The organism is Streptomyces sp. NPDC050619 (genome assembly GCF_040654815.1).
Lineage (GTDB): Bacteria > Actinomycetota > Actinomycetes > Streptomycetales > Streptomycetaceae > Streptomyces.
Genome location: NZ_JBFAIR010000007.1, coordinates 244,296 through 263,947 on the forward strand (window position 1 = coordinate 244,296; position 19,652 = coordinate 263,947).

Genomic DNA, 19,652 nt, shown 5'->3' on the forward strand with positions numbered 1-19,652 from the left:
GGGGGAATTTCTCATGATGCCCGTGGGCATTGAAGCGATGAACGTCTTCGCAGGTACGAGCTATGTGGACGTCGGTAAGCTGGCGAGCCACCGCGGACTCGACACCGCTCGGTTCGAGAATCTCCTGATGAAGGAGAAGACCGTCGCGCTGCCGGACGAGGACCCGGTGACGTTCGGGGTCAACGCCGCGAAGCCGATCATCGACGCGCTCAGCGAGCAGGAGCGCGACCGCATCGAGATGGTGATCACCGCGACGGAGTCGGCCTTCGATTTCGGCAAGTCGATGAGCACCTACTTCCACAGCCTGCTCGGGCTGGGGCGCAACTGCCGCCTCTTCGAGATCAAGGTCGCGTGCTACTCGGGTGTGGCCGCCCTGCAGACGGCGGCGAACTTCGTGCTGTCGCAGACGTCGCCGGGCGCCAAGGCGCTGGTGATCGCCACGGACATCACGCGGTTCATGGTGGCCGAAGGCGGCGACGCCCTGTCCGAGGACTGGTCCTTCGCCGAGCCCAGCGGCGGGGCGGGCGCGGTCGCCATGCTCGTCAGCGACAACCCGAAGGTCTTCCAGATCGATGTCGGCGCGAGCGGCTACTACGGCCATGAGGTGATGGACACCTGCAGGCCGCTGCCCGACAGCGAGGCGGGCAACGCCGAGCTGTCGCTGCTGTCCTACCTCGACTGCTGCGAGAACGCCTTCCTGGAGTACCAACGGCGGGTGGGCGACGTGGACTTCGTCGACACCTTCGGCTACCTGGCGTTCCACACACCCTTCGGTGGCATGGTCAAGGGCGCGCATCGCAACTTGATGCGCAAGATGGCGAAGGCGCGCCCGGCGGTCATCGAGGAGGACTTCACGCGCCGCATGGGGCCCGGTCTGACGTACTGCCGGCGGGTTGGCAACGTCATGGGGGCCACCACGATGCTGTCGCTGGCCAGCACCATCGACAACGCGGACCTGTCCGGCGGTGCCCAGCGTGTGGGGTGCTTCTCCTACGGCTCCGGGTGCTGCTCGGAGTTCTTCAGCGGGGTCGTGCGGCCGGAGAGCCAGGCGCACCTGAACGGGATGGGCATCGCGGCGTCGCTGGACGACCGGTACGAGCTGGACATGGCGCAGTACGACCTGTTGCTCAAGTCCAACGACGCGGTCAGGTTCGGCACGCGCAACGTCGAACTCGGCGGCTCCACCGTCCCCGAGGCCAGGGCCGGACTCGGCCGCGAGCGGCTGTTCCTGAAGCGAATTGACGAGTTCCACCGGGAGTACGAGTGGATCTCCTGACCGGCGGCGCATACGAGACCGTCGAGGTCAGGTTCGACAACGAGATCTGCTTCCTGCGGATCAATCGGCCCGACGCCGAGAACCGGATCAGCAGCCGCCTGGTCGAGGAGTGCGCGAAGGTAGTCGAGTTCTGCGAGGAGCACGCGAAGGTGCTCGTACTCGAAGGCCTGCCCGAGGTCTTCTGCACGGGTGCCGACTTCCAGGAGATCAGCTCCGCGCCGGAGGGCGACGGCTATCAGCGGTCGCACGCCGAGGCGCTGTACGACCTCTGGCTGTCGATCGCCCTGGGCTCGTTCGTCTCGGTCGCGCACGTGCGCGGCAGGGTCAACGCCGGGGGAGTGGGCTTCGTGGCCGCGTGCGACGTCGTCCTGTGCGAGGAGAAGACGGTCTTCAGCCTGTCGGAGCTGCTGTTCGGCCTGATGCCCGCCTGCGTGATGCCCTTCCTCATCAGGAAGGTCGGCGTCGCGAAGGCCAACTACCTGACCCTGATGACTCAACCGGTAACCGCCCGCCAGGCACTGGAATGGCACCTGGTGGACGCCTGCGAGGACAACAGTGCCAACCTGCTCCGCAAGCACCTCCTGCGGCTGCGCTACCTGCCGAAGACCGGCATCGCGCGCTACAAGAACTACCTCGGAGTGCTCGACGACACCCTGGTCGCGTCCCGCGAGAAGGCGATCGAGGCGAACCGTGAGGTGTTCTCCGACCAGGAGAACCTGGCCAAGATCTCGCGTTACGTGCGGACGGGGCAGTTCCCCTGGGAGGAGGAGTAGCGCATGCAGGGCGATCCGGTGGGTTACACCAACATCCGGGACGGCGTGGTCCAGATCACCATGCAGGACAGAGAACACAAGAACACGTTCTCCGGTCGGCTCATCACCGGCCTGAGCGAGGCGTTCGAGCGGGTGGGGGCCGATGGGCGGTGCAAGGCCGTCGTCCTCACCGGCTACGACAACTACTTCGCCAGCGGCGGCACCAAGGAGAGCCTGCTGCAGATCCAGGACCGCAAGATCAGCTTCACCGACTCCAACATCTACGGGCTGGCCCTGGACTGCCCCGTCCCGGTCATCTCCGCGATGCAGGGCCATGGCATCGGCGGTGGATTCGCCATGGGGATGTTCGCCGACTTCATCGTCCTCAGCCAGGAGAGCGTCTACACGACGAACTTCATGCAGTACGGGTTCACCCCCGGCATGGGGGCGACGCTGATCCTGCCCAAGAAGCTCGGCTTCAGCCTGGGGCAGGAGATGCTGCTGTCCGCGAAGACCTACTACGGGCGCGACCTGAAGGAGCGAGGGGTCCCCTTCCCCGTCCTACGGCGCGCCGAGGTCCTGCCCTACGCGGTGGAGCTGGCGGAGAACCTCGCCGAGAAACCTCGTGTCTCCCTCATCACCCTCAAGGACCACCTCGTGTCGGACCTGCGGTCCGAACTCCCCTCGTACATCGAGCGCGAGGTGGCGATGCACGACAAGACCTTCCATCAGTCCGAGGTCCGAGACCTCATCCAATCCCGGTACCTAGGCGGTTGACGAAATGCCCATGCAAGAAGTGTTGGACCTGATCGTGAAGCACACGTGCGAGGTCATGCCCGAACTCGACGACCACACCTTCGTGGCCACCGACTCGCTGCGGGAACTGGGGGCCAACTCCATGGACCGCGCGGAGATCATCATGATGACGCTGGAGTCGTTGTCGGTGACCATCCCGCTGGTCGAGCTGGCGGGTGCGAACAACGTAGGTGAACTGGCGAAGCTCATCCATGACAAGTCGACTTCCTGACCGGCGCGATGTCGTGATCACCGGCCTCGGGGTCACCGCCGCGGTGGGCCAGGGCAAGGACGACTTCACGGCCGCGCTCTTCGAAGGCCGCCACGCCTTCGCCCCGTTACGCAGGCCCGGCCGGTCGGTGCCGGCCGACGGGTCCACGACGGCTTTCCTGGGTGCCGAGATCGCGGAGTTAGCCGTACCCGAGGCGTTCCCCGCCCGGGCGCTGCGCACGGCGTCCTTGTCGGCCCGCGCCGCCCTGGTGACGATCGACGAGGCGTGGCACGAGGCGGGTCTCGACGACGCCGACCCGACCCGCATCGGCTTGGTCGTCGGCGGATCCAACGTCCAGCAGCGGGAGTTGACGCAGCTGCACGCCCGGCACGCCGACCGCCCCGAGTTCGTGCGCCCCACGTACGGCCTGGCCTTCATGGACACCGACCTGTGCGGGCTGTGCACCGAACTGTTCCCTATCCGAGGCTTCGCCCACACGCTGGGCGGGGCCTCGGCCAGCGGCCTGCTCGCCGTCCAGCAGGCCGTCTGGGCCGTGCGGTCGGGCCAGGTCGACGTGTGCATCGCCGTGGGGGCGCTGATGGACCTCTCGTACTGGGAGTGCCTGGCGTTCCGGGCCATGGGAGCCATGGGGTCGCACCGCTTCGCCGACGCCCCGGGCTCGGCGTGCAGGCCGTTCGACCGGCAGCGTGACGGGTTCGTCTTCGGTGAGGCCTGCGGCGCGGTCGTCGTGGAGCGCGAGGGTGCCCGTCGGCACCCCGAGCCGTACGCCCGCGTGCTCGGTATGGCCACCGCGGTGGACGGCAACCGGAACCCCGATCCCTCGCTGGCGGGGGAGATCAGCGTCATCGAGGGAGCGCTCGCGGAGGCGGGCCTGTCGGCGAGCGACATCGAGTACGTCAACCCGCACGGGACCGGCTCGGTGATCGGCGACGACATCGAACTGCGCGCCCTCGCCGAGTGCGGTCTGGGCGACGCGCGGATCAACGCCACCAAGTCGATCACCGGGCACGGTCTGAGCGCGGCGGGCGCGGTGGAGGTCGTGGCGACACTGCTCCAGATGCGCGAGCAACGACTGCACCCCACCCGCAACCTGGTGGACCCGGTGGATGCCTCGTTCGGGTGGGTGCGGCAGGAGTCGCTGCCTCTCGCGTTCGAGACCGCCGTCAGCCTCAGCATGGGGTTCGGCGGCCTGAGTTCGGCGATCTGCCTGCGGAAGTGGCGATGACCAGACCTGTTGTCTTCATGTACTCGGGACAGGGGTCCCAGTACTTCCACATGACGCGTGAGCTGTACGAGCACAACGCGCGCTACCGACTCTGGCTGGAGCACTGCGACGAGATCGCCTCGTCCATCATCGGGAAGTCGCTGCTGGACACGGTCTTCGACCCCCGGCGGGACAAGAGCGACCCGTTCGACTCCCTGCCGGACTCCAGCGCGGCGCTGGTGTGCGTCGAATACAGCCTGACGCGAGTCGTCCAGGAACTCGGCCACCAGTGCGACTTCCTCCTCGGCTACAGCCTGGGGGAGATCACCGCGGCCGTGGTCGCGGAGGCACTGCCCCTGGAGGACGGCATCGCCTTCGCGGTGGAGTTCGCGCGTCTGCTGGAGCAACGGACCCCGCTCGCCGGCATGTTGGCGGTCGTCGGCTCCTCGGAACTCCTGCGGACACACGAGTCCCTGTTCACAGGCTGCTGGGTGACGGGACGCAACTTCGACGGGAACTTCGTCGTGAGCGGGCGCGCCGCCGACATCGACTCACTCGAGCGCGCACTGGAGTCGAAGGGCGTCCTCTGCCAGCGGCTGCCCGTCGACTACGGCGTGCACACCGAGCTGATCGATCCCGTCGAGGAGCGGGCCCGACGCCTCATGGACTCCCTGAGCTTCACACCGCCGCAGATCCCGATCATCTCGTCCGCCACGGCGGACAGGGTCGACGCGGTGTCCGTCGACGGCCTCTGGGCGGCCGTCCGACAGCCCGTGGAGTTCTCCCGCACCATCGAGAAGGTGACCGCCGCAGGTGGCGCGACATTCGTCGACCTCGGCCCCAGCGCCACGCTTGCCACCTTCGTGAAGTACATCGCCGGACCGGGCGACGGCTCCTCCCAGGTGGGCGCCGTCAACCGGTTCGGCAACGACGTGAAGTCGATGAACGACTTCCGGGCGTTCATGGCGTCGCTGTGACGTCCCAGACCACCAATTCGGCATGGTTTTCCGATGTCGACAGAGGATGATTGAGGAGTTGTGCCGATGAGCGACGGCATGCCGACCGAGGCAGAACAAGACGCGTTCGAGCAGAACCCACACCTGCTTTACAGCGCCCTGCGGGCGGAGGCCCCGGTCAGCAAGGTGACCGCGCCGGGTGGCCTGGGCGTGTGGATGGTGACCCGCCACGAAGACGCCCGTCCCGCCTTGAGCAGCGTCAAGCTGTCCAAGAACGTCGAGCTCGGGCAGAAGGTGATCGAGCAGAACACCGACAGCGAGGAATTGCGGCTGATGTTCGCCACCGAGCTTTCGGCGCACATGCTCAACTCCGACCCGCCGGTCCACACCCGCCTGCGCAAGCTGGTCAACAAGGTGTTCACCCCGCGGGCCGTGGAACGGCTCCGGCCGCGGATCGAGGAGGTCACGACGGAGCTGCTCGACGCGATGGAGCGAGCCGGCCGGGTGGACCTGATGAGCGCCTTCGCCGCTCCGCTGCCGATCGCGGTGATCTGCGAGCTTCTCGGTGTCCCGCTGATCGACCAGGACCGGTTCCGCGGGTGGGTCGCCGCGCAGCTGTCCGGCGACCCGGAGCGGCTCGCCGAGGCCGCGCCCGCCCTGTTGGGGTACCTCGACGAGCTGGTCGCGAGCAAGCGCGCCAACCCCTCCGAGGACCTGCTCACCGACTTGGTGCACGCCAGCGACGGGGACGACAAGCTCAGCGCCCAGGAACTGGTCTCGATGGCGTTCCTGCTGCTGGTCGCGGGTCACGAGACGACGGTGAACCTCATCGGCAACGGCGTGCTCGCCCTGCTGCGCCACCCGGAGCAGCTCGCCGCGCTGCGCGCCGACCGCTCGCTGCTGCCCGGTGCCATCGAGGAGTTCCTGCGCTACGAGGGCCCGGTCAACACCGCGTCGCTGCGGTTCACCACCGAACCGGTCGAGCTGGGCGGGGTCGTCATACCGGAGAACCAGCTCGTGGTGGTCGCCATCGCCTCGGCCAACCGCGACGAGGCCCAGTTCCCCGACGGCGACAAGCTGGACATCACCCGGGAAACCGGCGGTCACCTGGCGTTCGGGCACGGCATCCACTACTGCGTCGGCGCCCCGCTGGCCCGGTTGGAGGCCGAGATCGCGTTCGGCCGGCTGCTCGACCGATTCCCCGACATCCGGCTGGACGTCGACGAGGCGGACGTGCGCTGGAAGCCCGGCACGGTGCTGCGGGCGCTGCAGACCCTGCCGGTGCACGTCAGCGCGGAGTAGCCCGACACGGTGCCGCCGGGCCCGCGTTCCGGCGTGGGCCCGGCGGCACCGTATCGATCAGCCGACGCGGTGCTTGGCCACGACCTCCTCAAGCTGCGGAACCAGTTCGTTGAGCGAGGGGGCGGCCAGGATCTCGTCACGCAGAGCCGTCGCGCGCTCGGCGAACCGGGGTTCGGTCAGCAGGCGGTCGACGCTCTCCTTGATGTTCTGCCCGGTGGCCTGCGTGGTGTGGATCTCAAGACCGGCACCCTGCTCGGCCAGCTTGCGGGCCAGGATCGGCTGGTCGAAGTGGAAGTGCAGGGACAGCTGCGGCACCGGGTGGCGCGCGGTGGTCGCGAGGGTCGCGGCACCCGCGTGGTGGATGACCGCGGCGCACGTGGGAACGATGGCGTGCCACGGCACGAAGGGGACGAGGCGGACGTTGTCCGGGACCGTCCCCAGCTTCTGCTGCTCGCTCTCGGCGATGGTCGCGACCAGTTCGATATCCAGCTCGGACAGTGAGTCGAAGATCTCGGTGATCGGGATGTTGTAGCCGTTGAAGACCTCGGTCGCGGTCAGCCCCAGGGTCATCCCGACCCGCGGACGCTCCGGAGCCCTCGTCAGCCACTCGGGCACGACGGCCGGACCGCCGTACCCGATGAACTGCGTCTGCAGGACATTCAGGCTGGTGTCGAGCTGCAGGCTGCGCGGAAACTGATCGACGGTCACATGACCGGTCGTCATGTCCTCGCTGAACTCCGCGCCGAATGCGCGCGCCTGACCCCCCAGCCAGTCGGCCAGCGGATCCTCCTGCTCCGCAGCGGGCTGCTGCGCCTTCAACCGCAGGTAGATGTCGCGGGTCGCGCCGAACACGTCCGCACCGAAGACCACTCGCGCGTGCGCCGCACCGCACGCCTTGGCCGTGATCGAGCCGATGTAGCTGAAGGAGTCCCACACCACCAGATCTGGCTTCCAGTAGCGGGCGAACGCCACCAGGTCGTCGATCACGGCGCCGGCCTCCCCGCCGTGCGCGCCTTCCACCGCGGCCTTGTGGCTCTGAGAGGTGTACTCCCAGGTCGTGCCTTCCGGGTCCTCGGCCACGTCCCACGGCGGGGTCAGCCCGGACCGGATCGACTCCAGCACCTCCGGGTACTGGCGGCCGAACTGCCACTTGTCGAAGTCGTTCCCGACGGGCACGGCGGTGAGCCCCGCCTGTGTGATCGTGGGGGCGAAGCGCGGTTGGCTGGCGACGAGTACCTCGTGGCCGGCCGTGCGCAACGCCCACGCCAGCGGCACAAGGTACATGAATATGTTCTTCTCAGGGTTCACGGTTAAGAGCACACGCATGACAGGAGACTTCCTCGGGTCGGTTCGGCGGAAGCAATGGCTACTCGGCCTGGCGGGACCCGTGTCCGGCGCTCAGGCTCCGGTACCCCGGTGGTGCAAGCGAGATCGTCCCCCAGACTCGTGGGCTACAGACTACGCGTGATGTTCCAGAACATGGAAAAATCACGGCAGTTCCCGATCCCGCCGACTCGGGTGGCGTTCCGGACTTGAACCGCTGCTCAACGGGCAGGCCCGCTGGTAGCGTTCGATTAGGTTTCTACAGATAGCGCCGTGTCTGCTGAGGAGTTCAGATGAGCACTGGTATATCGCTTCCCAAGCCCGAGGAAGTCGGTGCGTTCTACGATGCGGCCAACGACCTGATCGCCCAATTCCAGGGCGGCAGCATGCATTACGGCTTCTGGGACGGCCCCGAGGACGACAGCACTTTCGAGCAGGCGTCGAACCGGCTGTCCGACATCCTGATCGACCGGCTGGGGCCGGGTCCGGGCGACCGGGTGCTCGACGTCGGGTGCGGTGTCGGCACGCCGGGTGTGCGACTGGCCACCAGGACCGGTGCGGAACTGGTCGGGATCTCGATCAGCGCGCGCGACGTGGAACTGGCCAACGCCCGTGCGCAGCAAGAGGGATGCGCCGACCGGGCCCGCTTCGAGCACGCCAACGCGTTAGAGATGCCCTTCGAGGACGACTCCTTCGACCAGGTCCTCGCACTCGAGTCCATCGTGCACATGCCGGATCGCGTCCAGGTGCTCAAGGAGATCGCGCGGGTGCTGCGGCCGGGGGGGTCGCTGGCGCTCACGGACTTCGTCGAGCGGACCCCCGCCTCCCCCGACCTGTCGAAGCCCTCGCTGCTGAAGAGGCTCCAGGGCAGCGTGGTTGACAAGGTGCAGAAGGCGGCGCTGGCCAAGGTCATCGAGTCGTGGCACACGGCTCCGCTGGTCCGGGCGGCTGACTACACGTCGTTCGCCTCCGCCGCCGGCCTGGACGTCGTCGAGGTCATCGACATCAGCCAGAACACCAAGTACACCGCGCACCGGTTCTACGGGGCGGTCTACGAGTACGCCAAGCACAACGAAGTTCCGCCGGAGATCAAGAAGATCCTGCGGGCCGGCCCCGGTGAGAAGCGGTTGCACTGGCTGATCGAGGACGACCCGGCGGTCGGTGTGATCCTCGCTGTGCTGCGCCGCCCCTCCGACGGCTGAGGCGGCCAGGTGTGTTGTCCGGGCAGGTTGGTGACAGGTGACACGCCCTTGAGCGGTCCTTGAATGAGGTGAGGGCCTCTGGGTTCGGTGTGGCTTGCGACATCTGCAACCGGCAGCCAGGAGGCCCTCGTTGTCCCACTGCAATGCCCCCGCTGACCCCGACCGGCAGGCTGCGTCCGGCCCGGTGTGTCGTCGGCGACGGCTGGCCACTGCGCCGGGCCGTGGAACGCTTCCAGGTCAGCCACACCACTGCCGCCCGGTGGGCAGGCCGCTACCGCCGCCAGGGTGTCGAGGGCATGGACGGCCGGTCCAGCCGCCCGCACCGCTGCCCACGGCAGGCCCCCGCTACGGTCGAGGCGGAGGTGGTGCGGATGCGGCGCGAGCACCGCATCGGACCGCTCCGACTGGCCGCCCGCGCCCGGATCGTCGCGTCCACCGCCCACCGCATCCTCAAGCGCCACGGCATGCCGGCCCTGGCCACACTCGACCGGGCCACCGGCAAACCCGTCCGCCGCTATGAGCGATCCCGGCCCGGTGAACTGGTCCACATCGACGCCAAGAAGCTCGGCCGCATCCCCGACGGCGGCGGCCACAAGGTCCTCGGCCGGGCGGCCGGCCGCAAGAACCAGGCCCGCACCGGCCGCGGCCACCTCTACCTGCACACCGCCCTGGACGACCACTCCCGCCTGGCCTACACCGAGAACCTGCCCGACGAGACGGCCGCCACCTGCGGGGCCTTCCTGCAGCGGGCTACTGCCTGGCTCGCCGCCCAAGGCGTCACCATCGAGCGTGTCCTGACCAAGAGCGGTGACGGCGCCATCGAGATGATCCGTGCCGAGCCATCAACCAGCTCAAGGCCTTGATCATCACCGCACCTGACGACCTCCGGGACGACATCCGTACGGGCGATGAAGTCCATCGCCCACCGCTACCAACAGCTCGACAACGAAATCACAACTGCGGCCTGACCTTCCTTGACAGCTATAGGAGCATCGGCAAGGTCGAACGCTTCCACCGCACCCGGCCCGACGAATGGGCCTATCACCAGCCCTACATCTCAGAAGCCGAACGTCAGGCAGCGTTTCCCGACTGGCTGGACTGGTACAACTACCACCGACTCCACACCGGAATCAGCGGTCAAACACCAGCCAGCCGTGTCACCGACCTGTCCGGTCGACACACCTAGCCGGCGTCGGGTAAGTGCACCGAGCGGGCAGGCTTCCGTGATGTGCTCAGGTGGTATCGCCACGTGTCGGCGAGTCCTTCGGCGAGGCCGATCTCCGGCCGCCAGCCGAGCACGTCCGCCGCGCGCCGGATGTCCAACCACACGTCCCTGCGGTCGAACGGGCGAGCCGGTTCGCGTTCCACCGGAACCGGCCGCCCCACCGTGGCCTCCAGATGCCGGTGCAGGTCGTCCAGCGAAGTCGGGGTCCCCGCACCGATGTTCAGCACGGTCGGCCGGGCCGCCGCACGCAGCGCGGGAGCCCGTCCCAGCACCGCGAGCATCGCGTTCGCCACATCGTCGACGTGCACATAGTCCCTGCTCGACCCGCCGTCGCCGAGTATGCGGAGCTGCTCGCCCGCCAGCAGTGCCTGTAGCCAGTGCCCGATCACCCCATAGCCCGCGGTGGTGCGCTGTCCCGGGCCGTACACGTTGGACAGCCGCAGCGCCACGGGGGCGAGCCAGCCGGACGCGCGGGCCAGCGCTTCCTCCTGCTCGCGTTTGGCCTTGCCGTAGACGTTGCTCGGACTTGCGGGTGACTGCTCGTCAAACGGAGGCTCACACTGCGGGTCGTACACGGTGCCACCCGACGCCGCGAGAGTCACGACCGGTCGCCGCGGGTTCTCCCGCAGCGCGTCGAGGAATGTCTGGAAGACGGTGATCTCCTGGGCGGCGCGCTCCGGTTCACGTTCGGCGATCGCCGGACTGATCCGGCTCGCCAGGTAGAAGACCACATCACAGCGGCGGAGCACGGGGTCGACCCAGGTGCCGTGCACGGCTGGTTCGGCGCTGGTGAACCCGCGCGCCTCGACTCCGGCCCTGGACAGGGCGCGCATGACGCTTCTGCCGAGGAATCCGTTGGCGCCGACGACGGCCACGACGGGCTCGGGTCGACGAGGACCGACATGTGGGACGAGTGCTGCAGGCATCCATTTCCCCCCGTAAAGAACCGGCGAAACCTGTCGCCGGTCAGGAACCTGGAACCAAGCCGCCCGCGCGCTCGGACTCTTCCGGATCGTGAGAGACCGAACGGATGGCGCTGGAAATTGACAACTCTGGTCAGGAGCGGTGCTGTTCGGGATGAGCGGTCACGCGTCGATACGCATCGACGACCCGCGCTTCATCGAGGCGCACAGTGGGACATGAGAACCTGCGCCCGGCGGCCGCGATCAGCGTCCAAGCACCGTACCAGCCACCACGTTTCACTACTACACCGGCACAAGCAGCCGTCGCAGTACGGGTGATGTCGGCTGGGTCACTCAAACGCCCCTGCGTGAATTCGATTAAGACCGGGCTGAGTTGCACCGCGAACGGTTAGCATCACGCGCATGACCACGAGAAGCGATGCGGTCGCCGAACGCCGACCGGCCTACCTGTCAGACCTCGCCGCCGGAACCGACCGGTTCTTCGACGAGCGCAGGGAGTCCTGCCCGTGGTGTGATTCCAAGCAGCTCAAGCTCCTGCTGCGGACGACGGACGTGATGCAGCACAAGCCGGGCGTCTTCGTCCTGGATTCCTGCCAGGACTGCGGGCACGTCTTCCAGAATCCTCGGCTGAACGACGACGGACTCGAGTTCTACTACCGGGACTTCTACGACGGTCTCGGCGAAGAGAACATGAACAAGATCTTCGGGACCAAGCGCGCCGGGCACGACGGGCGCACCCACATGGTCGCCGCGCAGGGCAAGCCCAAGCAGTGGCTCGACGTCGGCACGGGACACGGGCACTTCCTGGCCGACGCGAAGAGGGTGTTACCGGACACCGAGTTCGACGGACTCGACCGGACCGACGGAGTATTGATCGCCCAGCAGAAGGGGCGGGTCCGCAAGGCTTACCAGGGCAGCTTCATCGACCTCGCCCCCGAGTTCGCCGGTCAGTACGACGTGATCAGCATGTACCACTACCTGGAACACACCGCTGACCCCAAGGCGGAGATGGCCGCCGCAGCGGCGGCCCTGCCGGCGGGCGGGCACCTGGCCATCGAACTGCCCGATCCGCAGTGCACCTGGGCCCGGCTCCTCGGCAAGTGGTGGATCTCCTGGCTGCAGCCCCAGCACCTGCACATGATCCCGATCGCGAACCTGCGCGCCGAGCTGGGCGCCCTGGGGCTGACCGTCGTCTCCGAACAGCGGGCCGAACCACACAACGGCCAGGACGTCGTCAGCGCCGCGGTCCTGGCGATCAACGCGGGGCTGATCAGCGGGGAGGATCTGGCGTGGCGGGAGGCCCCGCCGTCACGTGCCCGCGCGCTGCTGCGCAAGATCGCTTTCAACGCGAGCGTCCCGGTGCTCGCGCTGGCCTACCTGGTGGACCGGGTCTCCGCGCCGATAGGGGGCGGTCGCGGCCTGTCCAACACGTACCGGGTGCTCGCGCGCCGGACGTCCTGACCGGTACGAGGCAGCCGGGCGTCCGGTGTCCGCGCGGTCTCACGCACTCACCGATGGTGCGAGCTTGACCTTGACACGGTGACAAGGTTTCCACTTGGGTCCAGGAGGTGGTCCCGATCAACACGACCAACGTGACCCCGCAGAACACCCGCGTGATCAATGCCCTGGGCGCCGAGGACTCGTCGGTCCGGCTTCAGGCGGCCCTGGCGGTCGGCTCGAACCCTGACCCCGTGTTCCTGGAGACGCTCGTCGAGCGGTGCGCGGTCGAGCCGGACTTCTTCGTACGAGACATGCTGTCCTGGGCGCTGATCCGCCTCCCGTCGGAGATCGCCCTGCCCCGGATCCGCCAGGAGCTCGACTCCGAGCGCACTCAGGCCCGCAGCCAGGCGCTGCACACGCTCTCCAAGATCGGCGACAAGAGCACGTGGGCCTGGATCACCCGCGACATGCTGCGCGACGCCGACGACGAGGTCGCGCGGACCGCGTGGCGCGTCGCCGTCGTCCTCGTGCCCGAGGACGAGGAGAAGGACCTGGCCGACGAACTGGTTCTGCAGCTCGGCCGCGGCGACCGCAGCCTGCAGCTGAGCCTGAGCCGGGCCTTCGTCGACCTCGGCGCCGTGATCAAGCCCGCCCTGGAGAAGGCTGCGGAGAACCCCGACCCGGACGTGGCCGCGCACGCCCGTGCCACCGAGCTGCTCCGGCAGAACCCGGAGACCGGGTTCGACGTGGCCATCGAAGAGGCGAAGCGCATGGCCACGCTCGGCCCGGAGAAGGCCGCTGCCGTTGCTGCTGCCGCTGCTGCCGCGGCGGCAGCAGCAGGCACCGGGACCTCGGCGACCGCCGAGCCCACGGAGTCGACGGAGGCCGCCAAGGCCGCAGAGGCTTCGGATTGCTGATCGGCGATGTGGCCCGCCACTCCGGGGTGAGTACCCGGATGCTCCGGCACTACGACGCCCTGGGGCTGGTGCGGCCGACGGGCCGCACCGTCGGCGGCTACCGCGAGTACTCCGCCGAGGATGTCCGCAGGATCTTCCACGTGGAGAGCCTGCGGTCCCTCGGGCTCTCGCTCAAGCAGATCGGGCGCGCGCTGGAGGACCCGGCCTTCACGCCGTCCGTCTTGGTCAGTGACCTCATCCGGTGGACGGAGGACCGCCTGGCGCGGGAACAGGAACTGCTCGAGCGGCTCCGGGCGATCGACGCGTCGGCGCCCACCGACTGGCAGAGCGTCCTGCGCATCGTCGAACTCATGCGGGAACTCAACTCGACCAGCGCCGCGCGCAGGCAGCAGGCCGTCCTGGCCCCGTCGGAGGGCGTGTCGGTTCCCGCCGAGCTGCTGGCCGGGGCGGTTCTGGCCGAATCCGACCCCCACGTCGCAGGCGCCCTGCGCTGGGCGCTCGCCCGATCGGGCGGCGACGGCGTGGCGGCGCTGGATGCCGGCGTTCACTCGGAGGACGTCGACATCCGGCGGCGCGCGGTGCTGGCGATCGCCGAGATGCCCGAGGCTCCGGGTGCGACCGCCGTGCTCGCGGACGCCCTCGGAGACCCGGACACGACGGTGCGCAGGCACGCGGCTCTGGCTCTGGGAAGGCATGGCGTGGCCGCGGCCGTGCCCGCACTCGTCGGCATGGTGGTCGAGGGCTCCAACGACGTGGACGCGGCGGAGGTTCTGGGAACGCTGTCCCAGGACCCCGAGTGCGCGGACCGGATCACGACCGCCCTGGTCGACGAACTCGCCGCGCCCACCGCGGACTCCGCGACGCGGATCCGCCTCACCCAGGCGCTGGTCGAGATCGCGGGAACCACCGTGCAGGAGGTCCTGCGCCAACTGGCCCACGACGACGACCGCGCCGTCGCCCTCGTCGCCTCGGCCCTTGCCGGAGCTCTCGAAGAGCGGTCCCCCGAAACCCGAGCCGACGAGGATTCCTGAAAGCGCGCCACCGAGTCGCCGCGGCACTCAGTCCGACGACTCCTCGTGGTCCTCACCCACCCGACAAGATTGCCCAAGGCCCCGCGACCGGGAGTGCAGCGCAGCTGCGGCCCTGCTCGGACGGACTCGCACTGACTGCGATCACGCTCGATCCAACCGCCCAGCATTTCGTACCGCTTCCGATTCGATAACCCCTCCGTGTTCCGGGCGTTCGCTGCTGCGCAGGATCCCCCGGGGATTTGCGGCCCGGCTGCGTGGGAGTATCGGCTGATGGGCACCACTCAACTCTTTTTCGCCTGCTCGCAGTACGCAGCCGCCACGGTGAGTGCGGCCGTCCGAGCGGGGTGCTTTGGGCCACGCTCCGAACATCGTCGCGTCCTCGTCGTCTCCGACCGATCCACCATGCCCGAGATCGGTGTTCCTCTCGATCGCATGCCTGGATTCGAGGCCCTGCGACCGGATTTCGACGAGGTGCGCTCGTGGAACGAATTCATCCACCCCTTTCACCCGGCGGACTGGTCCCCACGGGAACAGGACACGCTTCTGTGGGAGCGAGCACTGAGGCGCACATGGAACCTCGGCAGCGGACCAGTAGAGATCGCTTGTGAGTCCATTCAGGGCAACCCGTCCAAGGCCGCGGCGAAGGTCTTTGCGGACAGTCCCGTACACGTTTATGCCGATGGCTTGATGAGTTACGGGCCGACACGAAGCGCGATCGACCCACAGCTCAGCACGCGCATCCAGCGACTGCTGTACTTGGATCTTGTGCCCGGGCTTCGGCCGCTCCTGCTGACCGAGTTCGGCCTTGAGCCGGAGATCGTACCGACTGCGACGTTCGCAAAGGTACTGGCCGAACTTTCCGACGCCGCAGCGGACTTCGGGTGTGATCTGCAGCATCTGCAGACAGGGCCTGCGCTGCTGCTCGGGCAGTACCTGTCCGCGATCGATGTTCTGACTGCCGAGGAGGAACGACGGCTCCACGTGAGGATGCTCAGAGGCGTCGCCCGACTTGGCCACAGACACATCGTGTTCAAGCCCCACCCCTCGGCTCCGCTCAGCTGGTCCCGGGCGCTGGGGGAGGAGGCGGATCGGCTCGGCATCGAGTTCCGGGTGTTGGACAGCCCTGTCCTCGCGGAAGTGCTCTACCAGCGGCTACGGCCGGCTCTGGTCGTTGGCTGCTTCTCCACCGCATTGCTCACCGCCTCCTGTCTTTACGAACTTCCGGTCGTCCGGTGTGGCACTGACGTCCTGCTCGATCGGTTGAGCCCTTACCAGAACAGCAACCGAGTGCCCGTGACGATCGTGGATGCGCTTCTGCCCGATCTTGAGGACGGGACGGCCGCCACATCGCGGTCGTCTTCCAGAGCCCACGAGGGGCGTGGGGAGTTGGCGGACCTGGTCTCGGCCGTCGGCTTCACGATGCAGCCGGGCATCTACCCTGGCTTGCGCCCGTCGGCCGAGTGCTATCTCTCAGGGCATTTGAACGGTCATACGTGGCGCTACTTCGACCGGCGCCGGCTTACCCGTCTTGGACTTCCCGGCTCCACCCCCGCACGTTTCGCCTTCATCCCGCGCAATGGGCGTGTACGGCGGGTTGCGCGACGAGCTCGCTCTGTGCAGCGATCGGTGCTCAGGCGAGTCTGAGGGCATTCTCGGCCCGGTCGTGTATCGGTCCCTGCCGGGACCTGGTGCTGGAACGTCTACGGGTCCCTTCGCCGGTCCACCAACGCTGGGCGGTGCGGAGTTCGCCCACGACGGCGGTGTGCTGGGCGCGGACTGAACCGCCCCGGGCGGAATTGGGTGAAGCTAAACGAGATCGACGCGGGCCAGCGGCCGGGGACGACGACGGAGGAGTCCGCCCGGCTCAAGGCGTTGAAGAAGAGAACGCCGAACTCAAGCGGGCCAACGAGATCCTGAAGGCCGCGGCAAGTTTGGTCACGTCCGCCGAGGTGGTGTATCGACGGCCACTCGGTGAGGCGCAGGCCACCGACTGGGCACGCCGCGGGCTGGAGCCCACCCCGCCAGCCCGTTCAAGCCGCGGCTCACGGACGAGCTCGTCGCACTCCTCATCGACGGCGGGAAGGGAGAGGAAGCCCTGTCGGTGCGCCGGGACGTCTTCGCCCGCACCCCGCTCGCCGCCGCGTTCACCGTGCTGGCCGCGACGGCCCGGGAGGTCGGCAGCCCGCGGCGCCCTGCTCGACCGTGTCGCCGTCGCGGGGCAAGGAGCCGAGTGAGTCGTCCCTGACACGCGTCCGAACGGACTTTCGGGACGGCCGCGCGTCCGGGAGTCATGACCAGTTGGCCCCCTGCACCGAGGTGCCTCAGGCGTTCGCCAGCTCTCCGAGCAGTTTCCACGTGCGGCGCCGGTCCGCCTCGCCGCCCAGGTCCGTCGCGGTGAACACCACCTCCGTCGCGCCGGCCTCGCGATAGCGCCGCACTTCGGCGGCGACGGTGTCCTCGTCGCCGATGACGGCCAGGTCGGCGGCCCGGATGGCGCCGGAGAGGCCGATGACGCGCTGGTAGGAGGGGAACTGTTCGTAGAACGCGAGGGTTTCGGTCGCGGTCTGCCGTACGGCCTCGACGTCGGCGGTGACCACGCCGGGCACGAAGGCCACGATCCGGGGCGCCGGCCGGTCCGCCGCCTCGGCCGCGGCGGTGACGGCCGGGACGATGTGCTCGGCGAGGGCGCGCGGGCCGGCCAGGAGCGGAAGGATGCCGTCGGCGAGTTCGCCGGAGGCGCGCAGTGCCTGCGGCGCCATGGCGGCGACCAGGAGCGGCACCGGGGGTTCGGCGCCCGGTACCGTCGCCGGCAGCGGTGTGGTGGCGGTCAGCAGCTCGCCGTGGAATTCGGCGCTGCCCGTCTCCACGAGTTGGCGCAGGGCGGTGAGGAACTCGCGGAGCCGGGTGATGGGGCGCTCGTACGGGATGCCGAAGCCGGTCTCGGTCAGGTGCTTGGTGCCGAGTGCGAGGCCGAGGTGGTAGCGGCCGCCGGTGGCGGCCTGGGCGGTCTGGGCCTGGCTGGAGATGAGCAGCGGATGGCGGCCGAAGACGGGGATCGCGGCGGTCCCGACGTGCAGTCCGGGCACCTCGCGGCCGACGATCGCGGCGAGCGAGGGGGAGTCGTACGCGAAGGTCTGCCCGAACCATGCCGAGCGCAGGCCGAACTCGTGGGCCTCCCGGGTGAGTTGCACAGTGGGGTCGATCCGGTTGTGGAGGGGGAGTGCTACGCCGATGGTCATACCGGCGCAACTGACAGGCGCGTGAGGGGCATTCCCGCTCGTGTGTGACAAGCTCATGGCGACCTCGTGACAGCACCGGAGTGAGTACCCGGATGGGCTGGCTGAAGGCGCGTCAGAAACCCACGCTGTCGCCCTTACGGGCACCCGATACTCACGCAGCGAGCCAACTGCCGTTCGCGGAGCCGGCCAGGAGAACGCTGTCCTCTGTCGTCCCGTGTTCCAGATCCTTTGCCGCCGGAGTGGTCTTCACCAGCCCCGTTCAGGAGTACACGAAGGGCAGGTCGAAGCGGTGGCGGGGACCGAACAGTCGGCCGCCGCCGTCACCGCCCGCTCGACGTCCTCGTCGAGCAGCCGCCGCCGGGCCACGAGATCTTCGGCCGCGGCCCTGATCCGGGCGGCGAAGGGCAGGGTGGAGCCGGTGAACTCGTTCAGCGCGCCGTGGACTTGCCCGGGTGCGCGCGTGTTCCAGCCGGTGTAGGTGCCGAGCGGTGCGGTCACCATGGGGGCGTGTACGCCTGCCGTCTCGTTGACCGAGCGGTCCACCAAGGACAGTTCGCTCGGCCCGTACGGGCGCAGGGCCGAGGGCACGGCGGGGAACTGCTTCGCCCACTCCTCCACGCTCACCAGGGTGCCGTCGGCGACGGTGGGCACCGCGCTCGGCGGCGGCTCGAAGCCCTCGCTCACCCAGGCGTCGAGCGCGTCCAGTACGGCTCGGAAGAGGGCCGACGTGGCGACGACGTTGCCGAGGTGATTGCAGATCCCCTTCGTCGGCGTTTCCGGCGTGGGGCTCGCGACGTGCGACGGCCTGGCGTTGCCCGCCATGCGGGAGCGCGGCTGGGGCCGGATCCTCGCCGTCGGCTCGAGCGGCGTGGCCGCTCCGCTGCCCGATCTCGCCCTGTCCAATGCCGGACGAGCCGCCCTCGCGTCCTACCTTAAAACGCTCGCCGCCGAGGTCGCCGACGACGGTGTCACGGTCGACCTGCTGCTGCCCGGACGCATCGCCACCGACCGGGTCGCCGCCCTCGACCAGGCCAAAGCCACGCGCGAGGGACGTGAAGTCGCCGACGTTCAGGCTGCTTCCCGGGCCGCCGTCCCCGCCGGACGCTACGGCCGCCCCGAGGAGTTCGGCGCGGTCGCCGCCTTCCTCTGCTCCACCCCGGCCTTGTACGTCACGGGCACGGCGATGCGCTGCGACGGAGGGCTGGTGCGCGGCCTGTGAGTGGCGGAGCCGGGCGCCGAGGTCGCAGTCGCGGCATGGGTTGCGGCGGACCGGCAGGCGCTGGCCGGGCTGCTGGCGGCCGTAGCTGACGGCCGACAGTGACCTGGCGATGTTCGTGATGCGGGCATGGGCGAGTCGATCGGCGTGCCCGCGTCCCGCTCGCCGGCATCTACCGGATCCCGGGAGCTGGCCTGTGATCGCCGTCGTCGGCGTCGGCCTCATGCGCGCGGCCACCGCCTGGCAGTTCGCCCGGCGCGGCCACGAGGTCACCTTGATCGAGGCGTCCGACATCGGCCACCGGCGAGGCGCCGCCGATTTCCTGCGACCTGCTCCGCCGGACAGACCCTGGCGACCGTTCGCGGACTGACAGGATGGCGCGGACCGCAACAGAAGAACACAAGGAAGAACACAAAGAGGGGGATGAACATGATCGTGCTCGTTCTGTCGGGCGTCCTCGTGCTCGTCATCGGGGGCTGCGTCTGCGTCGTATGGGCGGCGCGGGGCGGCCCGCGCTGGGTGCGCGCGGTGGCCACCGCGACCCTGATGGCGGGCAAACTGGCGCGCGGGTCGGGGCGCACGACGAACCGGAGCTCGGGCTCGAGCTCGGACGACTAGG

19 protein-coding genes and 2 pseudogenes are annotated in these 19,652 nt (G+C 68.7%); 17 read left to right on the forward strand and 4 right to left on the reverse strand.

The window, feature by feature from the left end; translation table 11 throughout:
- Positions 1-16: 16 nt before the first annotated feature.
- The 7 genes from AB0I77_RS14720 (at position 17) to AB0I77_RS14750 (ending at position 6,517) form a co-directional block, all read left to right on the forward strand.
- Complete coding sequence (locus AB0I77_RS14720; protein WP_363282989.1) at positions 17-1,276, forward strand: hydroxymethylglutaryl-CoA synthase family protein; 1,260 nt, start codon at positions 17-19, stop codon at positions 1,274-1,276.
- Positions 1,264-2,049 carry an enoyl-CoA hydratase/isomerase gene (locus tag AB0I77_RS14725; protein WP_363282907.1) on the forward strand — a complete coding sequence of 262 codons (786 nt, stop codon included), beginning with the start codon at positions 1,264-1,266 and terminating at the stop codon, positions 2,047-2,049. The genes AB0I77_RS14720 and AB0I77_RS14725 overlap by 13 nt, the downstream gene beginning before the upstream one ends.
- Positions 2,050-2,052: 3 nt before the next feature.
- Entirely contained in the window at positions 2,053-2,805 is a 753-nt protein-coding gene (locus AB0I77_RS14730) for a polyketide synthase (RefSeq protein WP_363282908.1), read from the forward strand.
- 10 nt (positions 2,806-2,815) lie between these two features.
- Positions 2,816-3,055, forward strand: coding sequence for an acyl carrier protein (locus AB0I77_RS14735; protein ID WP_363282909.1), 240 nt, complete (start codon positions 2,816-2,818; stop codon positions 3,053-3,055).
- Positions 3,036-4,280 (forward strand): beta-ketoacyl synthase N-terminal-like domain-containing protein, encoded by a 1,245-nt coding sequence (locus AB0I77_RS14740; RefSeq protein WP_363282910.1) that lies wholly within the window; start codon positions 3,036-3,038, stop codon positions 4,278-4,280. The genes AB0I77_RS14735 and AB0I77_RS14740 overlap by 20 nt, the downstream gene beginning before the upstream one ends.
- Positions 4,277-5,236, forward strand: a complete 960-nt coding sequence (locus tag AB0I77_RS14745; RefSeq protein WP_363282911.1) for an acyltransferase domain-containing protein — start codon at positions 4,277-4,279, stop codon at positions 5,234-5,236. The genes AB0I77_RS14740 and AB0I77_RS14745 overlap by 4 nt, the downstream gene beginning before the upstream one ends.
- 66 nt (positions 5,237-5,302) lie before the next feature.
- On the forward strand, positions 5,303-6,517 hold the full coding sequence (locus AB0I77_RS14750) for a cytochrome P450 (protein WP_363282912.1): 1,215 nt from the start codon (positions 5,303-5,305) through the stop codon (positions 6,515-6,517).
- 57 nt (positions 6,518-6,574) lie between these two features.
- On the opposite strand, the gene AB0I77_RS14755 is transcribed toward AB0I77_RS14750, so the two are convergent.
- Positions 6,575-7,843, reverse strand: coding sequence for an activator-dependent family glycosyltransferase (locus AB0I77_RS14755; RefSeq protein ID WP_363282913.1), 1,269 nt, complete (start codon positions 7,841-7,843; stop codon positions 6,575-6,577).
- Between the two features lie 290 nt (positions 7,844-8,133).
- Between AB0I77_RS14755 and AB0I77_RS14760 the strand changes: the two genes are divergently transcribed.
- On the forward strand, positions 8,134-9,042 hold the full coding sequence (locus tag AB0I77_RS14760) for a methyltransferase domain-containing protein (protein ID WP_363282914.1): 909 nt from the start codon (positions 8,134-8,136) through the stop codon (positions 9,040-9,042).
- Between the two features lie 143 nt (positions 9,043-9,185).
- Positions 9,186-10,228 (forward strand): annotated as a pseudogene (locus AB0I77_RS14765) (IS481 family transposase).
- Here the strand turns inward: AB0I77_RS14765 and AB0I77_RS14770 are convergent.
- Entirely contained in the window at positions 10,225-11,193 is a 969-nt protein-coding gene (locus tag AB0I77_RS14770; protein WP_363282915.1) for an NAD-dependent epimerase/dehydratase family protein, read from the reverse strand. The pseudogene AB0I77_RS14765 and the gene AB0I77_RS14770 sit on opposite strands and share 4 nt — an antisense overlap.
- Before the next feature lie 399 nt (positions 11,194-11,592).
- On the opposite strand from AB0I77_RS14770, the gene AB0I77_RS14775 reads away from it, so the two are divergent.
- The 5 genes and pseudogenes from AB0I77_RS14775 to AB0I77_RS14795 all read left to right on the forward strand — a co-directional run.
- Positions 11,593-12,651 carry a class I SAM-dependent methyltransferase gene (locus tag AB0I77_RS14775; protein WP_363282916.1) on the forward strand — a complete coding sequence of 353 codons (1,059 nt, stop codon included), beginning with the start codon at positions 11,593-11,595 and terminating at the stop codon, positions 12,649-12,651.
- Between the two features lie 116 nt (positions 12,652-12,767).
- Complete coding sequence (locus tag AB0I77_RS14780; RefSeq protein WP_363282990.1) at positions 12,768-13,547, forward strand: HEAT repeat domain-containing protein; 780 nt, start codon at positions 12,768-12,770, stop codon at positions 13,545-13,547.
- The gene (locus tag AB0I77_RS14785; protein ID WP_363282917.1) at positions 13,541-14,578 is read left to right on the forward strand and encodes a MerR family transcriptional regulator; all 1,038 of its coding nucleotides are present in this window, start codon (positions 13,541-13,543) and stop codon (positions 14,576-14,578) included. The genes AB0I77_RS14780 and AB0I77_RS14785 overlap by 7 nt, the downstream gene beginning before the upstream one ends.
- 270 nt (positions 14,579-14,848) lie before the next feature.
- Positions 14,849-16,222, forward strand: coding sequence for a polysialyltransferase family glycosyltransferase (locus tag AB0I77_RS14790; RefSeq protein WP_363282918.1), 1,374 nt, complete (start codon positions 14,849-14,851; stop codon positions 16,220-16,222).
- A gap of 147 nt (positions 16,223-16,369) precedes the next feature.
- Positions 16,370-16,506: pseudogene (locus AB0I77_RS14795) on the forward strand (IS3 family transposase); the annotation flags it as partial.
- Positions 16,507-16,899: 393 nt separating this feature from the next.
- Here the strand turns inward: AB0I77_RS14795 and AB0I77_RS14800 are convergent.
- Both AB0I77_RS14800 and AB0I77_RS14805 read right to left on the reverse strand, forming a co-directional pair.
- The gene (locus AB0I77_RS14800; RefSeq protein ID WP_363282920.1) at positions 16,900-17,817 is read right to left on the reverse strand and encodes an LLM class F420-dependent oxidoreductase; all 918 of its coding nucleotides are present in this window, start codon (positions 17,815-17,817) and stop codon (positions 16,900-16,902) included.
- Between the two features lie 246 nt (positions 17,818-18,063).
- Entirely contained in the window at positions 18,064-18,639 is a 576-nt protein-coding gene (locus AB0I77_RS14805; RefSeq protein ID WP_363282921.1) for an alpha/beta hydrolase domain-containing protein, read from the reverse strand.
- Between AB0I77_RS14805 and AB0I77_RS14810 the strand changes: the two genes are divergently transcribed.
- The 3 genes from AB0I77_RS14810 to AB0I77_RS14820 all read left to right on the forward strand — a co-directional run bounded on the left by AB0I77_RS14810 (position 18,638) and on the right by AB0I77_RS14820 (position 19,651).
- Positions 18,638-19,036: an SDR family oxidoreductase gene (locus AB0I77_RS14810; protein ID WP_363282991.1), complete on the forward strand. Its 399-nt coding sequence runs from the start codon at positions 18,638-18,640 to the stop codon at positions 19,034-19,036. The genes AB0I77_RS14805 and AB0I77_RS14810 overlap by 2 nt on opposite strands.
- A 193-nt stretch (positions 19,037-19,229) precedes the next feature.
- Positions 19,230-19,403, forward strand: coding sequence for an FAD-dependent oxidoreductase (locus AB0I77_RS14815; RefSeq protein WP_363282922.1), 174 nt, complete (start codon positions 19,230-19,232; stop codon positions 19,401-19,403).
- A gap of 59 nt (positions 19,404-19,462) precedes the next feature.
- On the forward strand, positions 19,463-19,651 hold the full coding sequence (locus AB0I77_RS14820) for a hypothetical protein (RefSeq protein ID WP_363282923.1): 189 nt from the start codon (positions 19,463-19,465) through the stop codon (positions 19,649-19,651).
- Position 19,652: the final 1 nt, after the last annotated feature.